The organism is Lentzea flava (assembly GCF_014648475.1).
Lineage (GTDB): Bacteria > Actinomycetota > Actinomycetes > Mycobacteriales > Pseudonocardiaceae > Lentzea > Lentzea flava.
Genome location: NZ_BMRE01000053.1, coordinates 1 through 18,651, shown reverse-complemented (window position 1 = coordinate 18,651; position 18,651 = coordinate 1). Strand labels below are relative to the sequence as shown.

The window sequence follows — 18,651 nt, the reverse complement described above, 5'->3', positions numbered from 1 at the left end:
GACCGAGTATGCCGAGAGACGCTCCGCTGGGGCACGCCCAACCGGGTGTCACCTGGTCAGCGCGCGGTTACCCGTTGCGTTGTGGTGGAACAGCACCAACGATCCAGCCGGAACCCGATCACCCGGATGGACCACAGTGGACAGTGACGGGACGAGCACCTCGTAGGAGAAGACGGCGGAAGGAGCAACGTCGATCAGCTCGTCGGAGTCCGCCGGTGCGGTGTAACGGCCGTCTACGCCGACGGTGTAGGTCACCGGGCCCTGCGGCAGCACCGACCGGGACACCGGCAGCACCACGACGTCGCTGTCGAACACGTTCGTGTCGGAGCTGCCGTCCAGGCCGTTCAGGGGCTGCTCGTCCACGACCTCGTCGGTGCCTGCCACGACGGTGCGTGCCAGCCAGATGTCGGCCGTCACCTCGTCGTCGGCGTTCGTCGGCTTCACGGCCGTGGTGACGAAGTCCTTGCCGCCCACCGAGAACCGGACCTGAGGCTTGGTGTTGCTGCCGAGGTTGGTCCACGTGTTCCAGGTGGCGATGCCGAACGCCAGCAGGTCCGGCGTCGCCGTCGCGCCGACGTACCTCAGGTCGCCGCCGCGGGCCGTGCGGTTGACGGCGCAGTCGTCCTGCACGCCCTGCCCGCAGTCCGGCAGCCGGTCGGAGCGGGCGCCGAGCCGCAGGACGGTCATGCGCGCGCGGTAGTCCTGCTGGTCGAGGCCCTGGCCGACGACCCGCCCGGCGACGACGCTCAGGCGCGACACCGGCTTCGGCGCCGCGTACACCGGCACCCGCAGCGACCGGTCGCCCGAGAACATCACCAGCCCGGACGCCTCCGCCAGGAACTGCCGCCCGTCCTCCAGCGACACCGTGGGGTCCGGCGTCTTGCGCAACGCCGCCGGGTTCGAGATCCGCAGCTGCACGTTCACCGGCGACGACCCACCCGCCGGCACCACCACGTACGGCGGAGTGACCTGGAAGGACACGCCGGGAACCGACGTGATCGGCTCGTACCGGGCGTGCAGGCGGACAGGAGCGGATCCCTTGTTCACCACCCGGACCGTTCGGCCGTCCAGCAGCGGGCCACCGACCTCGACCGTGCCGAACGACGCGTCGCCCAGCGCCAGCACGTCGGCCGACAGCGCCGCGAGCCCGTCGACGCGACCGGCGCCGACCCGCATCGGTGCCTCCCGCACGCCGTCGGCGGACCGGATCACGCCGGAAGCGGTGTTCGTCAGCGCGGCCTTGATCTCCGCGACCGTCCACTGCGGATGAGCCTCGCGCAGCAGTGCCGCGATCCCCGCGACGTGCGGCGACGCCATCGAGGTACCGCCCAGCGAAGCACCGTCCGAGGCCGTCCCGGCAGCCGCGGAGAAGATCGTGTCACCCGGCGCGGCCACCGAGATCGACGAACGGGACCGCGACGAGGAAGGCGTGATCGTGTCCGCGATCGACGGGTCCACCGACGGCGCCGCGAGCTTCAGCGCGGAGGTCAGGTGGACCGTCAACGTCCCGGCCTCCAGTGCTGGGCGCAGAGCGGTGGACGCGCCCGAAGTCAGCTGGAACACCGGGATGTGCGCGTTTCCGGCGATCTTGGCCGCGAACACCGGCAGCGAGGTGGGCAGCAACACGCCGTCCGCCCCTGCCTTCCACGCGTTGTCCGTGCGAGCACCGGAACCGCAGGCACGCGTGGCGTCGTTGTCGTCCCACTCCAACCAGACGATCTTCCCGTCCAGCGGTTCCGAGATCGGCTGACATCCGTCCACATTGGACGAAAGCCGCACGACGGGCCGCGTGAGGTCGAAGGACTCCTTGTAGTTCAGGCTGTACTGCCCCGGCCACTGCTTGCCTGCCGCCTCCAGCCCGTCCAGCATCGAGAACGCGTCCCGGCTGTTGGCCACCGAGATCGCCTCGGCGGAGTTGCCGGGCGAGCCCGCCACGTCGTAGAGGTCGCCACCGTTGCCGGCAGCGGCGACGACGACCACCCCGTGCTGCACCAGCTTGCGCACGAACAACGAGTCCGGGTCGTCGGAAGCGCCGAAGTCGCTGCCCAGCGACAGGTTCACCACGTCGAGCCGGTCGGCGAAGTCCCCGTCGCCGTTGGGGTCGAGCGCCCAGTCCAGCGCCTGCGCGGTGAGGTTCGTGCTGCCCTTGCACCCGAACACCTTCAACGCGTAGAGCAACGCCTTGGGCGCGGTTCCCGGCCCGATCCTCAGCGAGTCGAGGTCGATCGACGAGTAGGACCCGCGATACGTCGAGCCGTCGCGGTTCACGCCGAACCCGGCCGCGGTCCCCGCGACGTGCGTGCCGTGCCCCTCGCAGTCCAGCGGGTCGGCGTCCGGTTCCGGCACGGACCCCGACGACCCGGTGTAGGCGTCACCCGCGAAGTCGTGGCCGCCGACGACCTTCGCGTTCGGGTACGAGCCGCCGCCGAAGTCCGCGTGCCGGTAGTCGATGCCGGTGTCGATCACACCGATGCGCACGCCGTCCCCGAGGCGTCCGAGCGACTTCCACACCTCGGAAGTCCGGGTCAGACGGACGGCGTGCGCGTTGGCGATCTTCTTCGGCACCATCCGGTGGACGGCACGCACCTCCGGCATGGCCGACAAAGCAGACAGGCGCGACTTTTCCGTCGAGAGGACGACACCGGGTACGGCGTTGGCCGTTCGGGCAACCTCTCGGCCGCCTGACCGGGAAACCACCCGAGAAGCCTGCGCCGACGTCGTGTCGCGGGCTGAACGCGCCTGCGCAACCGTCGCCGCGTCGGCGGCTGCGACCGAGGTCAGCTCGACGAAAACGGTTACAGGCTCAACGGGGCCGGACGGTGTGAGCAGTGCGCCCGCCAGGAGTGATGCGGCCATCAACTTCATGATCAACCCTCCAGTCATCGGACGACTTCACACTGAGACCTAGACGAACGTGCCCTCGCGGGGCTATACATCCGATGTATTTCGGCGGTGTGAGCAGAGGAGGAACGGCCGTGCAGCTTGTGCGCCTCGGGCCGGTCGGCGATGAACGTCCTGCAGTGAGGACCGACGACGGGACCACATACGACCTCCTGCCGATCACCCCGGACATCGACGGCTCGTTCCTCGCGAACGACGGGGTGGCCCGCGTGCGTGCCGCGCTCGAAGCCGGTGAGCTGGAGGTCCTGGACACCGAGGGGCTGCGCACGGGGCCGCCGCTCGCGCATCCCGGCAAGATCATCTGCATCGGCCTCAACTACCGCGACCACGCGGAGGAGACCGGCGCGGAGATCCCTGGCGAGCCGGTGATGTTCCTCAAGACACCGGACACGATCGTGGGCCCGTACGACGAGGTGCTCGTCCCGCGCCGGTCGGTGAAGACCGACTGGGAGGTCGAGCTCGGCGTCGTCATCGGGCGCACCGCTCGCTACCTCGAGTCCGAAGAGGACGCTCTGGCCTGCGTCGGCGCGTACGTGCTCTCGCACGACGTCTCCGAGCGCGAGTTCCAGATCGAGCGCGGCGGGACGTGGGACAAGGGCAAGAACTGCGAGACGTTCAACCCGCTCGGCCCCTTCCTCGTGCCCGCTGACGAGATCCCCGACCCGCAGAGCCTCGAGATGCGGCTCTGGGTGAACGGCGAGATCAAGCAGAACTCGTCCACCAAGAACATGATCTTCCCGGTGGCGGAGATCGTGCGCTACCTCAGCCAGTTCCTCGTCCTTCGACCGGGTGACGTCATCAACACAGGTACACCCGCTGGAGTGGCGCTCGGCCAGCCCGAGCCGAAGCCGTACCTGCGTGCCGGTGACGTCGTCGAGCTGGAGATCGAGGGCCTCGGCAAGCAACGTCAGACCCTCGGGCAGGCGTGATGCCGAAGATCACCGCGCTGGACGTCCTGGACATCAGGTTCCCCACGTCCCGCGAGCTCGACGGCTCCGACGCGATGAACCCGGACCCGGACTACAGCGCCGCGTACGTGGTGCTGCGGACCGACGACGGACCGGAGGGCCACGGGCTCGCGTTCACCATCGGCCGCGGCAACGACGTGCAGGCGGCCGCCATCAAGGCACTGGCACCGCACGTCGTCGGCAAGGACGTGCCGGAGAACGCGAAAGCGCTGGGAGAGCTGTACTTCGAGCTGATCGGCGACTCGCAGATCCGCTGGCTCGGGCCCGAGAAGGGCGTCGCGCACATGGCGATCGGCGCCGTCGTCAACGCCGCGTGGGACCTCGCCGCCCGCCGCGCCGGGTTGCCGGTCTGGCGGTTCCTCGCCCAGATGACGCCGGAGGAGATCGTCAGCCTCGTCGACTTCCGCTATCTCAGCGACGCGCTGACGCCCGACGACGCGCTGCAGATCCTGCGCAAGGTCGAGCACGGCAAGGCCGAACGCGCGGAAACCGTTGCCCGCGAGGGATATCCGGCCTACACGACGTCACCCGGCTGGCTCGGCTACTCCGACGAGAAGCTCGCCGGGCTCGCCAGGCAGGCACTCGCCGACGGCTTCGACATGATCAAGCTGAAGGTCGGCGGCAGCCTCGACGACGACGTCCGCAGGATGAAGCTCGCCCGCGAGGTCGTCGGTGACGAGGTGCGCGTGGCGGTGGACGCGAACCAGCGCTGGGACGTCGACACGGCGGTGCGCTGGATGCGGGAGCTCGCGCCGTACAACCCGTACTGGATCGAGGAGCCCACCTCACCGGACGACGTGCTGGCACACCGCGCGATCGCCGACGCGCTGGCCCCGATCCGGGTCGCCACCGGTGAGCACGTGCAGAACCGCGTGGTGTTCAAGCAGCTCCTCCAAGCCGGCGCGATCGACGTGCTGCAGCTCGACGCGTGCCGGGTGGCGGGTGTGAACGAGAACATCGCGATCCTGTTGCTGGCCAGGAAGTTCGACGTGCCGGTCTGCCCGCACGCCGGTGGTGTCGGCCTGTGCGAGCTCGTCAGGCACCTGTCGTTCTTCGACTACGTCGCCGTCTCCGGCGAGATCGGCGACCGCGTGATCGAGTGGGTCGACCACCTGCACGAGCACTTCCTGGACCCGGCCGTCGTGCGGAACGGCCGCTACCTGGCCCCCGCGGAGCCGGGATTCTCCGCTCAGCTCAAGGACGAGACGCTGTCCGACTACCGCTACCCCGATGGTCCGGTGTGGACTGCAATGGAGGGCGAGAGTGACTGACTTCGAAGGACTGGTCGCCGTCGTCACGGGCGGCGCGTCCGGCATCGGCCTCGCCACGGCGAACCTGCTGTCGTCGCGCGGCGCGACGGTCGTGGCGCTGGACCTCAACCCGGACGTCAAGGACCCGCTGGTCGGGATCCGCGCGGACGTGTCCGACGACGAGAGCGTGAAGGCCGCGATCGACGAGGTCGTGCAGCGGTTCGGACGCCTCGACGTCGTGGTGAACAACGCGGGCATCGGTGCGCAGGGCGACGTCACGGCCAACGGCGACGACGAGTGGCGGAAGGTGCTCGACGTCAACGTGCTCGGCATGGTGCGCGTGTCGCGGGCCGCGTTGCCGCACCTGAGGAAGTCGCCGTCCCCGGCGATCGTGAACACCTGCTCCATCGCTGCCTGGGCCGGGCTCCCGCAGCGCGCTCTCTACTCGGCCAGCAAGGGCGCGGTGTACTCGCTGACGCTCGCGATGGCCGCCGACCACGTGCGCGAAGGCATTCGCGTCAACGCGGTCGCTCCCGGCACGGCGGACACCCCGTGGGTGGGCCGTCTGCTCGACTCGGCGCCGGACGCGGCCGCCGAACGGGCCGCGCTGGAGGCACGCCAGCCGCACGGGCGTCTTGTCTCCGCCGATGAGGTCGCGGGCGCGATCGCCTACCTGGCGAGCCCGCTGTCCGGTTCCACCGCGGGCACGATCCTGGCTGTCGACGGTGGCATGTACGGCCTTCGCTTGCGTCCCCAGAAGTAGGACACAGCAGTCATGAAAGGCAAATGACACGATGATGCGTCGCAACCTCACCGCCGCGGTATGCCTCGCGCTCGCCGGTGCGCTCACACTCACGGCCTGTGGCGGTGGTGCCAGCGGAACGGGCGCCGGCGGCGTCGGCCCGATCGGTGCCGACCACCCGCGGGCGGACTCCGACTTCTGGAACTCGTACATCAAGTACTTCCCGGACAAGGCCAAGGAACTCGGCATCAACCTGCTGAACCCCACCAACTCGCAGAACAAGGTGGAGAACCTGGTCGCCAACGCGCAGTCGCTGCAGTCTCAGGGCGCCAAGGCGATCGTGATGGCACCGCAGGACACCGGCGCGATCGCGTCCACCCTGGACCGGCTCGACAAGGCCGGCATCCCGGTGGTCACCGTCGACACCCGGCCGGACAAGGGCAAGACGTACATGGTCGTGCGCGCCGACAACAAGGCGTACGGCGAGAAGGCCTGCAAGTTCCTCGGGGACAAGCTGCAGGGCAAGGGCAAGGTCGTCGAGTTCCAGGGCGCGCTGTCGTCGGTCAACGGCCGTGACCGCTCCGAGGCGTTCGCCGCCTGCATGAAGCAGAACTACCCCGGCATCACGGTGTTCGAGGAGCCCACCGACTGGGAGGGCCCGAAGGCGTCGGCGGCCCTGCAGACCAGGCTCAACCAGCACCCGGACATCAACGGCATCTACATGCAGGCCGGTGGCGTGTTCCTCGCGCCGACGCTGCAGGTGCTCAAGCAGAAGAACCTGCTGGTCCCGCCGAGCGACCCCAAGCACATCTTCATCGTCTCCAACGACGGCATCCCGTCGGAGCTGGAGGCCATCCGCAAGGGTGAGATCGACGCGACCGTGTCGCAGCCGGCCGACCTCTACGCGCAGTGGGCGCTGTTCTACGCCAAGGCGGCCGTGGAGAAGAAGACGTTCTCACCCGGCAAGACCGACCACGACTCCACGATCGTCGACGTCGGCGGCGGCCGCTTGGAGGACCAGCTCCCGGCACCGCTGATCACCAAGGAGAACGTGGACGACAAGGCCTTCTGGGGCAACCAGATCGCCAAATGACCGAGTTCGCAGCCACCGCGCGTGGCGTGACGAAGCGGTTCGGGCGGACGCTCGCGCTGGACGACGTGGGCATCGAGATCCGGGCCGGTGAGTCGCACGCGCTCGTCGGTCGCAACGGCGCGGGCAAGTCGACGCTCGTCTCGATCCTCACCGGCATGCAGGTTCCGGACGCGGGCGAGGTCAGCTTCTTCGGCGAGCCCGCGCCGCCCGTCGCCGACCGCGCGGCGTGGCGGCGGCACGTCGCGTGCGTCTACCAGAAGTCGACCGTCGTGCCGGAGCTGTCGGTCGCCGAGAACCTGTTCATCAACCGGCAGGACCTCGGCGGTGGCACTTTCGGGGGCCTGATCAGCTGGAAGAAGCTGAAGCGCGAGGCCACCGAACTGCTGGAGACCTACGACGTCGCGGTGAACCCTGACGAGCTGGTGTCCGCGTTGACCGTCGAGCAGCGGCAGCTGGTGGAGATCGCGCGGGCGCTGTCGATCGGCTCGCGGTTCGTGATCCTCGACGAGCCGACCGCGCAGCTCGACGGCCCGGCGATCGAGCGGCTGTTCGACCGCATGAGGTCGTTGCAGGACAAGGGAGTGACGTTCCTGTTCATCTCCCACCACCTGCAGGAGGTCTACGAGGTCTGCCAGACCGTGACGGTCTACCGCGACGCGCGGCACATCGTCACCGCGCCGGTCGCCGAGATGTCCAAACCGGACCTGATCGAGGCGATGACCGGTGAGGCGGGCGGGCTCAACGTGCCCAGCGGCGCAGACCGTCCTTCGTCCGAGGAACTGGTTCTGTCGGTGTCGTCGTTGAGCGGGGAGTCCTTTTCGGACATCTCGCTGTCGGCGACGCGCGGCGAGGTCATCGGGCTCGCGGGCAGTGCCTCGTCGGGCAAGCACGAGTTCGCGGAGACGGTCTACGGGCTGCGCAAGCCGTTGTCCGGCACGATCTCGGTGGACGGTACCGAGGTCCGCGGCGGTGACGTTCCGGCTGCCCTGAAGGCCGGAATCGGCTGTGTACCAAGGGATCGGCACCACCAGGGGCTCGTGCTGGACCTGTCGATCGCGGAGAACGCGACGATGAGCACGGCCAGCCGGTTCGTGTGGCCGTCGGCGCAACGTGCCGCCGGCAGCACCGCGATCGCCTCGTACGACGTCAAGGCCGCCGGTCCGGACCAGCCCGTGTCCGACCTGTCCGGCGGCAACCAGCAGAAGGTCGTGATGGCGCGGGCACTCGCCGGCGACCCGTCCGTGCTGGTGCTGATCAACCCGACCGCGGGTGTGGACGTGAAGTCCAAGGAGTCGCTGCTCGGGGTCGTCGACGCGCAGGCGCGCAGGGGCAAGGCGGCGATCGTCGTCTCCGACGAGCTGGACGACCTGCGGGTCTGCGACCGTGTTCTGGTGATGTTCCACGGCTCTGTCGTGCGCGAGTTTTCTCGTGGCTGGCGTGACCAGGAGCTGATCGCCGCTATTGAAGGAATGAGCTCGGAATGACCAAGGCCATGACTCCTGTGCAGGCGCCGGCACCACCGCCGCAGAAGCAGAAGTTCCAGTTCGCGCGCTATCAGGACCTGGCGCTGGTTCCGGTGATCATCATCCTGCTGATCGTCGGGGCTGTGTTGTCGCCGATCTTCCTGACGCCCGGCAACCTGATCGCGGTGCTGACCCAGCAGAGCGAGCTGTCGTTGCTGGTGCTCGGCCAGGCGATGATCCTGATCGTCGGCAAGATGGACCTGTCGCTCGAGTCGACGGTCGGTCTCGCCCCCGCGCTCGCGGTCGCGTTGATCGTGCCCGCGTCGGCGGGCGGGCTCGACGTCGGGCTCGCGGCGTGGATGGCGTTGCCGTTGTGCCTGCTCATCGGCGTGGTGATCGGTGGCCTGAACGGGTTTTTGATCCTGAAGGTCGGGCTGTCCGGGTTCATGGTGACCCTGGGCATGCTGACGATGCTGCGCGGTCTGCAGCTCGCGATCACCGAGGGCAAGTCGCTGATCGACGTGCCGGAGTCGTTCCTGTACCTGGGTTCCACGACCTGGCTCGGGCTGCCGGCGGCGGTGTGGATCTGCGTCGTCTGTTACGCCGTGGGCATCTTCGTGCTGAAGTACCTGCGCGCGGGCCGTTCGTTGTACGCGATCGGCGGCAACTCGGAGGCCGCACGGGCCGCGGGCATCCGGGTGGACCGCGTGGTGTGGACCGTGCTGATCATCGGTTCGGTGCTGGCGGTGGTCGCGGGCATCCTGATGACCGGACGGCTCGGCTCCGTCGCCGCGACGCAGGGCGAGGGCATGATCTTCCAGGTCTTCGCGGCCGCGGTGATCGGCGGCATCTCGCTGCAGGGCGGCAAGGGCACGCTGTTCGGAGCGCTGTCCGGTGTGCTGATGCTCGGCCTGGTCGAGCAGATCCTGCGCCTGCAGGGCGTGTCCGGCTTCTACATCAAAGCCTCGTACGGCGCGGTGATCATCCTCGCGCTGATCGTGACCAGGTTCGCGACCGGCCAGAAGCAGGAGTGACCCGTGGAGACCGTTGCGCTGCACACCCGGCTCCGCGAGGGGCGGGAAGCCGACTACGACCGGATCCACGCTTCCATCCCGGCGGAGCTGGACGCCGCGCTGCGCGAGGCCGGGGTGCATTCGTGGCGGATCTGGCGGTCCGGCCGCGAGCTGTTCCACCTCGTCGAGGTGGACGACTACAAGGCGATGCGCGCCCATTTGGCCACCCACCCGGCGAACATTCCGTGGCAGGCTGAGATGGCAGAACTGCTGGAGGTCGAAGACGACTACTCCGGTGCCGAACCCGATGTGCGACTCGTGTGGGAGCTGCCGTGAAGGTTGCTGTTTCTCGTCTGGGCTTCGGTGCCGCGCCGATCGGAAACCTGTACCGGGAGGTCTCCGATGAGGAGGCGTTCGGCGCGGTCGAGGCGGCGTGGCAGACCGGCGTCCGGTACTTCGACACCGCGCCGCACTACGGCCTCGGGTTGTCGGAACGGCGGCTGGGCGTCGCACTGTCGGGGCGGCCGCGCGACGAGTACGTGATCTCCACGAAGGTCGGGCGGCTGCTGGAACCGTTCGACGGAGAGGGCATGGACGACGAGGGCTTCGCCGTGCCGCGTCACTTCCGTCGAGTCCGCGACTACTCGGCCGACGGCGTCCGCCGGTCGATCGAGTCCTCTTTGGAGCGTCTGGACACCGACCGGGTGGAGATCGTCTACATCCACGACCCCGACGACTACTGGGAGGTGGCCGTCGGCGAGGCCTACCCGGCGTTGGAGGAGCTGCGGTCGCAGGGCGTCGTGGGTGCGATCGGTGTCGGGATGAACCAGTGGGAGATGCCGGAGCGGTTCGTCCGCGAGACCGACATCGACGTGGTGATGCTGGCCGGGCGGTACACGTTGCTGGAGCAGCCGTCTTTGGCGTCGTTCCTGCCTTTGTGCGTCGAGCGCGGTGTTTCGGTGGTGGCGTGCGGGGTGTTCAACTCCGGTCTGCTGTCGAAGCCGGAGGTGCCCGCCGACGCGAAGTACAACTACGAGACCGCGCCGCCCGAGCTGGTCATGCGGGCGCGGTCGATCGCCCAGGTGTGCGGGCGCCACGGCGTGACGCTGCCGCAGGCCGCCATCCAGTTCCCGCTGGGACACCCGGCGGTGGTGTCGGTGGTGATCGGCTCGCGGACGGCGGAGCAGATGACCGCCAACGCCGCTCACTTCTCCGCCGAGATTCCCGCTGACCTGTGGGCCGAGCTGAAGGAGCTGAACCTGCTCGACCAGGAGGTGCCGACGCCGTGATCGTCGACGCCCACCACCACCTGTGGGACCTGTCCGTCCGCGACCAGGACTGGATCACCGATCCGCCGATGGGTGCGATCCGCCGTTCCTTCCTGGAGCCGGACTTCATCGCCGCGGCACCCTCGGTCTCCGCGTCCGTGCTGGTGCAGACGGTGTGCGTGCCGGAGGAGACGCCGGAGTTCCTGGCGGTGGCGGCCTCTTCGGACGTCGTCGCCGCGGTGGTGGGCTGGACCGATCTGACGTCAGCGGGCGTCGGCGACGCGTTGGCGGAGCTGACCGGCGGTCCGCACGGTTCGTGGCTGCGCGGGATCCGGCACCAGGTGCAGGGCGAGCCGGACCCGGAGTGGTTGTGCCGCAAGGACGTCTGGAACGGGCTCGCGCAGGTCGGTGCGCACGGGCTGATCTACGAGCTGCTGACGTTGCCGCACCAGCTGCCGGCGGCGCGGAAGACCGTGGCGGCGCTGGGCAACGTTTCCTTCGTGGTGGACCACTGCTCGAAGCCCGCGATCGGATCGGGTGTCGGCGAGTGGGCCGAACTGATCAGGTCGTTGGCGGCGCACGAGAACGTGACGTGCAAGCTGTCGGGCCTGGTCACCGAGGCCGACTGGAAGTCGTGGACCGTTGCGCAGCTGCGACCGTACTTCGAGGTCGTGCTGGACGCGTTCGGTCCTTCCCGGCTGATGTTCGGCTCGGACTGGCCGGTGTGCCTGTTGGCTGCTTCGTACGACGAGTGGCTTTCGGCTGCTCGCGAACTGGTGTCGGAGCTGTCACCCGACGAGCAGGCCGCGATCTTCTCGGGCACCGCTCGCCGGGTGTACTCGCTCTAGGCGAAGAGCGCCTTCAGCTCGTTGATCAGCTTCGGCGTGGCCCCGGTCAGCGGCTCGCGCACCGGCCCCGCCGGCAGCCCGAGCAGGTTGAGCGCCGCCTTGACCGCCACCGCGCCGGGCTCGCGGGTCATGATCGCGGTGAACACCGGCAGCATGGCCTGGTGGCGGCGCAGGGCCTCCTTGTTGTCACCCTGGTCGAAGGCGTCGAGCATCGCCTTGATCTCGTTGCCGACGACGTGCCCGACAGTGCTGACCGTGCCGACGCCACCGATCGAGTACAGCGGCAGAATCAGCTCGTCGTTGCCGGAGTAGAAGTCCAGCCCGGTCTCGGCGATGACCCGCGCCGTCGCGAGCAGGTCGACCTTGCAGTCCTTCACGCCGACGATCCGCGGGTGCTCGGCCAGCCGCAACAGCGTCTCGGTCTCGATCGCCGTGGCCGTGCGGCCGGGGATGTCGTAGAGCAGCGCGGGCAGCCCGCTCGCGTCGGCCACCTGCCGGAAGTGGTTCTCGACGCCTTCCTGCGTGGGCTTGCTGTAGTACGGCGTGACGACGAGCAACCCGTGCGCGCCGTTCTCCTCGGCCTGCCTCGCGAGCTCGATCGTGTGGCGCGTGGAGTTGGTGCCAACCCCCGCGAGCACCTTGGCTTTGTCGCCGACCGCCTCGACAACAGCCTTGATGACCTGCGCCTTCTCGGCGTCGGTCGTGGTCGGCGCCTCGCCCGTCGTGCCGTTGACGACCAGCCCGTCCACGCGTTGTTTGTCGACGAGGTGCGCCGCCAGCTCCTGCGCACCCTTGAGGTCCAGGTCACCGTCGGGGGTGAACGGGGTGACCATCGCTACCAGCACTCGTCCGAACATGACTCCAGCCTGACGGTGCTTTATGCAAAGTTCCAGTTAGAAGTTCTGCCCGGAACGTTAAGCTGAGCTTTGTGTTGGACGTTCGACGGCTCCGCTTGCTCCACGCTCTGTCGGTCCACGGCACGGTCACCGCCGCTGCCGAGGCCCTGCACGTGACCTCTCCGGCTGTGTCCCAACAGCTCGCTGCACTGGAACGCGAGGCCGGCGTCGCCCTGGTCGAACGGGACGGGCGCCGGTTGTCTCTGACGCGCGCCGGGCACGTGCTGGCCGCGCACACGCAACTGGTGCTGGATCAACTGGCGGCCGCGGAGGCTGATCTGGCTTCTTTGCGGACGTCCGTGTCCGGCGTGGTGCGGATCGGGGCGTTCGTGTCGGTCGCGGCCCTGCTGCCACGCGTGATCCAGGTGCTGCGGTCGGCGCACGGGTCCGATGTGGACCTTTTCGTGCACGAGATGGAACCGGAGGCGTCGCTGCCTGCGTTGCGGCGCGGGGACATCGACATTGCGGTCATCCATTCGTACAACATCATGCCTCGGTCGCTGCCTGAGTCGTGCGAGTCCTTCGAGCTGTTCGTGGAGCCGGTGAACGTGGCTTTGCCGCTGTCGGATCCGTTGGTGCAGCAGGATTCTGTGGATCTTTCGGTCCTGGCGGATCGGCCTTGGATCATGCCGCGCACCGATGCTTCTTGTCACGAGCTGACGCAGCGGGCCTGTGGGGCGGCGGGGTTTGTGCCTCGGGCGCAGGCTTACTGCGACGATTTTGGTGTCATGTGCGGGCTTGTCGAGGCCGGGCTCGGGGTGGCCTTGGTGCCGTCGGTGGCGCGGCGGCCCGGGGTGGCGTTGCGGCCGTTGAAGCAGCAGGTTTTCCGGACTGTGTCAGCGGTCGTGCGGAACCGGGCGGACGGACAGCCAGCCGTTCGGGTGGTCTTGGAACAGCTACGCCAGATCTGATTTCTTGGCGCCCGCTGCGCTACTGGTAGTGGTCTGGCATGTGCTGACCGTCACCCGTTTGGCGTCATTGTCAATCCCTATCTGGGGAGGCAGACTCCTGCGACGAGGGTGGGTTCGCGTGTTGTCGGGGGCATGCGCGAATAGCGGGGGGCTTTACTTGACACGCGCCGGGGTGGCGCAGGCTTTGTCCTGCGCGTTCTTGTCGTGCACGGTTGTATCTGCGTTCGTTACGATCAGAGCGCGCTGTTAGGGGCAGGACATGAGTAATCCGACCTTTGAGGTCAGTCGCGTGGTTAGAACCGGCGCTGGCATGTGCGGGATTTGGCAGCCAGAGCACTTCGAGTACGTGACGAGCCTGGATGAATGGGAGGACGAGGTCTCCGATCCTGAAGCGCTTGAAGCGCACATCGAAGCAGGTGCGTTCGTGCCGCTTGATGTGGGCGGTGACGGGGTCTTCCAGCTGACGCTCCGCGTGGGAGGGCTGAACGCGAGGGAAGGGAGATACGTCCTCGTTTCATCGGATCCGTATCTCTTGATTTCGAGGGGATCGGTAGCGCTCGGCGGCCTGGAAGATGTCGGGCCTTACGCAGGCGGTGCAGACGAAATCGCCCTCGGTGTGGGAAGATATATGGTTATCGTCCACCTCATCGATTGGAAGGCTGAGCCCGGCTCCATGGATGGCGAAGGGCGACCGACAGCAGCTGCTCTACCGGACTTCTTGGTAGAAGTAGCCCCGGAGGCTGGATCCGTACCTATTACAGCGCTTTCGCTTTCTGGTTGACCGGGAAGGACTTTTGGGCTACCCGTCGGCGGCTCGGGGGCCTGGCGCGGCGTTGCGGCCGTTGAAGCAGCCAGCCGTTCGGGTGGTCTTGGAACAGCTTCGGCAGATCTAGGCGCGGTGAGAATCTCAGATTCCAGATCACGCCGATAATGTCTCATTCGTGTCCGAACCCACGTTCCGGCAGAGGCGGCTCGGCAGAGTGCTGCAGGAGCTGCGGGAGAGGGCCGGTCTCAGTCAGCGGGAGATCGCCGAGCGGCTGCATTACAACATCCCCAAAGTCAGCCGCATCGAGAACGGCCAGGTGCCGGACTACAGCGCCTTCGAGACGATGCTGGACGTGTACGGCGTGATCGCCGACGACGTCGAGCCGTACATCGAGATGTGGAAGCTCGCGGCTGAAAAAGCTTGGTGGCACCAGTACCGATTGGACGACACGGGGTACATCAGCCTTGAGCACGACGCCACCGTGATCAGGACGTTCCAGGCGACCTACATCCCGGGAACGCTTCAGTCCAGGCGGTACATGCAGGCGGTGTTCGCCAGCGTGCGGGCGCCGCGGTCGAAGAGGTGGGTCGAGGAGCAGATCGCGATTCGGGTGCGCCGACAGCAACGTCTCCGCGGTGACACGCCGCTCGAATACCACGCGATCATCACCGAGTTCGCGCTTCGCCACGCGGACCGCCAGCAGTTGTTGCACATCAACAAGGTTGGTGAGCTGCCCAACGTCACCGTTCAGGTCATCCTCGACTCGGTGGGCCTGCACGAGGGGCACAACGGCTCGTTCACCTTGCTGGACTTCCCCTACCCGAGCGACCCCAGGGTGTTGTACGTCGAGCACACCGAAGGGGCGATCCACATCGAGGACTTGGCTCGGGTGAAGTCGGCTACCCTCACCTTCAAGCATCTCTCGAAGCTGGCGTTGACTCACGAGCAGTCCGCCGCGTTGATCGAGAGGTTGGCTGCCGAGAGGTAGGGGTCGAAGTGTCCGTTGTGTGGCGCAAGAGCAGCCGCAGTGGCAGCGGGGGCAACGCCGACTGCGTCGAGGTCGCCCTGGACGGCTCCACTGCGCTGGTGCGTGACTCCAAGAACAAGGCGGAGACCATCGGCGTGCCCGGTTGGCACGCCTTCCTGGACGCGGTCAAGCGTGGAGACCTAAGCCAGGTCTGAAAGCCACTGCTCGACGCCGGCCACGTGCACCGTCGACCAGCTCCGCGCGAGCTCCGGCTGGTGAGCCGCCAGCGCGTCCACGATCGCCCGGTGCTCAGCCACCGTGCGGTCTACCGCGTTCGACTGCGTGATGCCGCGCCAGATTCGTACCCGCACCGTGGGTCCGGCCAGCGTGTCGAGGAGCTGGGCCAGGTAGGCGTTGCCGGAGCACGTGGCGATCGCGCGGTGGAACTCCAGGTCGTGTTCGACCAGTTCCTCGACGGACTTCGCGGACTCGGCGGCGTCGCAGAGGGCGCGAAGCTTCACGATCTCGTCCGGGTCGATGCGTTGGGCGGCCATCGCGGCGGCGGCCGGTTCGAGGATGCGGCGGACCTGGAGGACCTCCAGCACCGAATCTTCGCCTCGGTGCAGGTCGAGCACGAACGAGAGGGCGCCCAGCAGGTCGTCGGCGCGCAGCGAAGAGACGTACGTGCCGTCGCCCTGGCGGACGTCGAGCACGCGGACGAGTGACAGGGCCTTGACGGCCTCACGCAGGGAGTTGCGCGACAGGCCGAGGCGTTCGGCCAGGTCAGCCTCACGCGGGAGGCGGTCGCCCGGCTTCAGCTCGCCCGAAACGATCATCTCCTTGACGCGCAGGATCGCATCGTCAGTGACTGCCACGGCACCCTCAACTCGTCGTAGACCTCGGATGTCTGGGGACCAGTATGCGCCACGGCTGGTCGTCTTCCGTGCATCCCGGTGCTGATGGTCGTGATTCACGAAGTGATGTGTGAGATGGTTATCTACTAACGTTACGTGACGCGAACCCCTGTTGTCGCCATAATGGTCTGGACCATTCAAGGAGGGATCTTGGACGCCGTTGTCGCAGCACCGCGCGCTTTGCTCGGTCGCACGATCGTCGGTCCTGCCTCGGTGCGGATCAGGGACGGCCGCATCGTCGAGGTGACCACCGGTGAAGCACCACCTGGCGCGGAGGTTCTGTCCGGCGGCCTGCTGACGCCCGGACTGGTGGACGTCCAGGTGAACGGCGCCGTGGGCGTCGACTTCGCCGAGGTGGACGCCGCCGGGATGCGGTCCGTGGCCGAAGCACTGCCGTCGACCGGTGTCACCCGGTTCCTGCCTACGTTGATCACCGCGCCCGTCGACGTGGTGCTCCGCCAGGCCCGTGCCGTGCTGGCCGCTTCGGCCGCGCTGCCGGACGGGGTGGGTGCTCGGCCGCTCGGCGTGCATCTCGAAGGGCCGTTCCTGTCGCCGAAACGGGCCGGTGTGCATGATCCGGCGTTCATGGTCGAGCCGGGGCCGGACCAGATTTCGGCTCTGCTCAACGACGACACGCTCCGCCGCGCCCTGCGGATGGTGACGATGGCGCCCGAGCAGCCCGGTGGTCTGGAGGCCGTGCGGCGGCTCGTCGAGGCCGGGGTTCTCGTGGCGGTCGGGCATTCCGACGCCACCGGTGAGCAGACGCGTGCCGCTGCCGACGCGGGTGCGCGCATGGTCACGCACCTGTTCAACGCCCAGCGTCCGCTCGGCCACCGCGAACCCGGTGTGCCCGGCGTCGCGCTGGTGGACGACCGGTTCACGCTGGGGCTCATCGCCGACCTCGCGCACGTCGGGCCGGACGTGTGCCGGTTGGTGTTCAACGCGGCCGGGGCGCGGGTCGCTCTCGTCACGGACGCCGTTGCGGCGGCGGGGATGCCGCCCGGCCGCTACCAGCTCGGTGGCGCCGACGTGCTGCTGACCGAGGACGGCGTGCCGCGGTCGCCGGAGGGCACGATCGCCGGATCTGCCCTCACGCTCGACCGCGCGGTGCGGAACATCGTGTCCGTGGGCGTGCCCGTGGCGGATGCGCTGGCCTCGGCCACGATCGTGCCCGCGGAGGTCATCGGGGAGCCCGGTCTCGGCCGCCTCGCGCCCGGTGCCGTCGCGGACCTCGTGTGGTGGGACGACGACCTCCGGCCGAAGAAGGTGTGGGTCGACGGCCAGGTCGTGTTCGACGCCGAGGTGCCGGCCGAGCCCGTCTCCGCCGGGTACGCGACGGCGGGGCAGTAGCGTTCAGGATTAACTCATTGCAACGATCGTTGCATTGAAAACGGAGCCGTTGCAACGATCTTACGGCTTTGAACTGCAGGAACATTGATCGTGAGCCGCAGGCTCGTTGTCTCCAATCGTGAACGCAACGTAGCGTTTTCGACATCGGAAACAACGAGCACTGGGGCTGATCACAATGCAGAAGACCATCGACGAGCTCGTCGCGACCGGCTTCACCGGTCTGCAGCTGAGGGTGAACGGGTGGGTCGGCTCGGCCGGGCTGAGCGAGATCGGGAAGACCGCGCCGCCGCCGCTCGACGGGCGGGTCCGGATCGGCAGCAACACCAAGACGTTCGTCGCGACCGTGGCGCTGCGGCTGGTGGCGGAGGGCAGGATCGAGCTGGACCGCCCGGTCGACGACCACCTGCCCGAGTTCGGGATCGACCGGCGGATCACGGTGCGGATGCTGTTGCAGCACACCAGCGGGATCTTCAACTTCACCGGCGAGGTCTTCGAGGACGGCACGACCATTCCCGGAATCCCTTGGCAGGGCGAGGAATGGGTGAACAACCGGTTCAAGACGTACCTGCCGGAGGAGCTGGTGCGGCTCGCGCTCGCCAAGCCGGCGCGGTTCGAGCCCGGCACGGATTGGAGCTACTCCAACACCAACTACGTGATCGTCCGGCTGTTGATCGAGAAGGTCACCGGCCGTTCGCTCGCCGAGGAGATGGGACGGCTGGTCTTCGAGCCGCTGGGCCTGACGGACACGGTCGTGCCGACCACCGAGACGGAGATCGGTGACCCGCACGCCCACGCCTACTACCGGTACGAGACCGGCGGCGAGGAGAAGACGATCGACGTCACCGAGCACAACCCGTCGTGGATCTCCAGCGGTGGCGACATGATCTCGACGACCGCCGACCTGCAGACCTTCATCACCGCGCTCGTGGGCGGCAAGCTCGTGCCGGCCCCGCTGCTGGTCGAGATGTTCGAGCCGCACCCCAAGGTGCCCTACGGCCTCGGCGTGTTCGTCCAGGAAACGGGCAGCGGCAAGGTGATCACCCACAACGGCGGCATCATGGGCCACGCGGCGTTGATGTACTGCACGGTCGACGGCAGCAAGACCCTCATCGCCGCACTGAACTACGTGGACGACGCCGACCTGTCGCTGGCCGTGCCGTTCCAGAAAGCGACGGCGAGGCTCCTCGAGGAGATCTTCGGCTGACCTGGTGAGCGATGAAGGGCTCCTTCATCCACCTCAGGCTTGGGTTCTAGGGATCGTTGCAACACCTGAGTTGTGCAGGGGTTGCAGTGTTCAAGAT

18 protein-coding genes are annotated in these 18,651 nt (G+C 67.9%); 15 read left to right on the top strand and 3 right to left on the bottom strand.

Features of this window, described 5'->3' with window-relative positions; all coding sequences use genetic code 11:
* Nucleotides 1-48: 48 nt before the first annotated feature.
* Nucleotides 49-2,595 (bottom strand): S8 family peptidase, encoded by a 2,547-nt coding sequence (locus IEZ09_RS37715; RefSeq protein WP_229813309.1) that lies wholly within the window; start codon nucleotides 2,593-2,595, stop codon nucleotides 49-51.
* Between the two features lie 380 nt (nucleotides 2,596-2,975).
* On the opposite strand from IEZ09_RS37715, the gene IEZ09_RS37710 reads away from it, so the two are divergent.
* From IEZ09_RS37710 to IEZ09_RS37670, 9 genes are read left to right on the top strand one after another with little or no spacing between them, the layout of a single operon-like run.
* Complete coding sequence (locus IEZ09_RS37710; RefSeq protein ID WP_189258628.1) at nucleotides 2,976-3,830, top strand: fumarylacetoacetate hydrolase family protein; 855 nt, start codon at nucleotides 2,976-2,978, stop codon at nucleotides 3,828-3,830.
* Nucleotides 3,830-5,140: an enolase C-terminal domain-like protein gene (locus IEZ09_RS37705; protein WP_189258627.1), complete on the top strand. Its 1,311-nt coding sequence runs from the start codon at nucleotides 3,830-3,832 to the stop codon at nucleotides 5,138-5,140. The genes IEZ09_RS37710 and IEZ09_RS37705 overlap by 1 nt, the downstream gene beginning before the upstream one ends.
* Nucleotides 5,133-5,882, top strand: coding sequence for an SDR family NAD(P)-dependent oxidoreductase (locus IEZ09_RS37700; protein ID WP_189258626.1), 750 nt, complete (start codon nucleotides 5,133-5,135; stop codon nucleotides 5,880-5,882). The genes IEZ09_RS37705 and IEZ09_RS37700 overlap by 8 nt, the downstream gene beginning before the upstream one ends.
* A 31-nt stretch (nucleotides 5,883-5,913) precedes the next feature.
* Nucleotides 5,914-6,954, top strand: a complete 1,041-nt coding sequence (locus IEZ09_RS37695) for a sugar ABC transporter substrate-binding protein (RefSeq protein ID WP_229813308.1) — start codon at nucleotides 5,914-5,916, stop codon at nucleotides 6,952-6,954.
* A complete protein-coding gene (locus tag IEZ09_RS37690; protein WP_189258625.1) occupies nucleotides 6,951-8,438 on the top strand; it encodes a sugar ABC transporter ATP-binding protein in 1,488 nt (495 codons plus the stop codon). The genes IEZ09_RS37695 and IEZ09_RS37690 overlap by 4 nt, the downstream gene beginning before the upstream one ends.
* Complete coding sequence (locus IEZ09_RS37685) at nucleotides 8,435-9,451, top strand: ABC transporter permease (protein ID WP_189258624.1); 1,017 nt, start codon at nucleotides 8,435-8,437, stop codon at nucleotides 9,449-9,451. Before IEZ09_RS37690 ends, IEZ09_RS37685 begins: the two co-directional genes overlap by 4 nt.
* 3 nt (nucleotides 9,452-9,454) lie before the next feature.
* Nucleotides 9,455-9,766 carry an L-rhamnose mutarotase gene (locus IEZ09_RS37680; protein ID WP_189258623.1) on the top strand — a complete coding sequence of 104 codons (312 nt, stop codon included), beginning with the start codon at nucleotides 9,455-9,457 and terminating at the stop codon, nucleotides 9,764-9,766.
* Nucleotides 9,763-10,719: an aldo/keto reductase gene (locus tag IEZ09_RS37675; RefSeq protein WP_189258622.1), complete on the top strand. Its 957-nt coding sequence runs from the start codon at nucleotides 9,763-9,765 to the stop codon at nucleotides 10,717-10,719. Before IEZ09_RS37680 ends, IEZ09_RS37675 begins: the two co-directional genes overlap by 4 nt.
* Nucleotides 10,716-11,546, top strand: coding sequence for an amidohydrolase family protein (locus IEZ09_RS37670; RefSeq protein ID WP_189258621.1), 831 nt, complete (start codon nucleotides 10,716-10,718; stop codon nucleotides 11,544-11,546). The genes IEZ09_RS37675 and IEZ09_RS37670 overlap by 4 nt, the downstream gene beginning before the upstream one ends.
* Here the strand turns inward: IEZ09_RS37670 and dapA are convergent.
* Entirely contained in the window at nucleotides 11,543-12,403 is an 861-nt protein-coding gene (gene dapA / locus IEZ09_RS37665) for a 4-hydroxy-tetrahydrodipicolinate synthase (protein ID WP_189258620.1), read from the bottom strand. The two genes, IEZ09_RS37670 and dapA, sit on opposite strands and share 4 nt — an antisense overlap.
* A gap of 71 nt (nucleotides 12,404-12,474) precedes the next feature.
* Here dapA and IEZ09_RS37660 point away from each other — a divergent pair, with 71 nt between their 5' ends.
* The 4 genes from IEZ09_RS37660 (at nucleotide 12,475) to IEZ09_RS37645 (ending at nucleotide 15,301) form a co-directional block, all read left to right on the top strand.
* Complete coding sequence (locus IEZ09_RS37660) at nucleotides 12,475-13,353, top strand: LysR family transcriptional regulator (RefSeq protein ID WP_189258619.1); 879 nt, start codon at nucleotides 12,475-12,477, stop codon at nucleotides 13,351-13,353.
* 259 nt (nucleotides 13,354-13,612) lie between these two features.
* Nucleotides 13,613-14,134, top strand: a complete 522-nt coding sequence (locus IEZ09_RS37655; protein ID WP_189258618.1) for a hypothetical protein — start codon at nucleotides 13,613-13,615, stop codon at nucleotides 14,132-14,134.
* A gap of 160 nt (nucleotides 14,135-14,294) precedes the next feature.
* Entirely contained in the window at nucleotides 14,295-15,107 is an 813-nt protein-coding gene (locus IEZ09_RS37650) for a helix-turn-helix domain-containing protein (protein WP_189258617.1), read from the top strand.
* 8 nt (nucleotides 15,108-15,115) lie between these two features.
* Nucleotides 15,116-15,301 carry a DUF397 domain-containing protein gene (locus IEZ09_RS37645; RefSeq protein ID WP_189258616.1) on the top strand — a complete coding sequence of 62 codons (186 nt, stop codon included), beginning with the start codon at nucleotides 15,116-15,118 and terminating at the stop codon, nucleotides 15,299-15,301.
* On the opposite strand, the gene IEZ09_RS37640 is transcribed toward IEZ09_RS37645, so the two are convergent.
* Nucleotides 15,287-15,961: a FadR/GntR family transcriptional regulator gene (locus IEZ09_RS37640; RefSeq protein WP_189258615.1), complete on the bottom strand. Its 675-nt coding sequence runs from the start codon at nucleotides 15,959-15,961 to the stop codon at nucleotides 15,287-15,289. The genes IEZ09_RS37645 and IEZ09_RS37640 overlap by 15 nt on opposite strands.
* A gap of 189 nt (nucleotides 15,962-16,150) precedes the next feature.
* Here IEZ09_RS37640 and nagA point away from each other — a divergent pair, with 189 nt between their 5' ends.
* Nucleotides 16,151-17,350, top strand: coding sequence for an N-acetylglucosamine-6-phosphate deacetylase (nagA, locus tag IEZ09_RS37635; protein ID WP_189258614.1), 1,200 nt, complete (start codon nucleotides 16,151-16,153; stop codon nucleotides 17,348-17,350).
* A 175-nt stretch (nucleotides 17,351-17,525) separates the two neighbouring features.
* A complete protein-coding gene (locus IEZ09_RS37630; RefSeq protein ID WP_189258613.1) occupies nucleotides 17,526-18,554 on the top strand; it encodes a serine hydrolase domain-containing protein in 1,029 nt (342 codons plus the stop codon).
* Nucleotides 18,555-18,651: the final 97 nt, after the last annotated feature.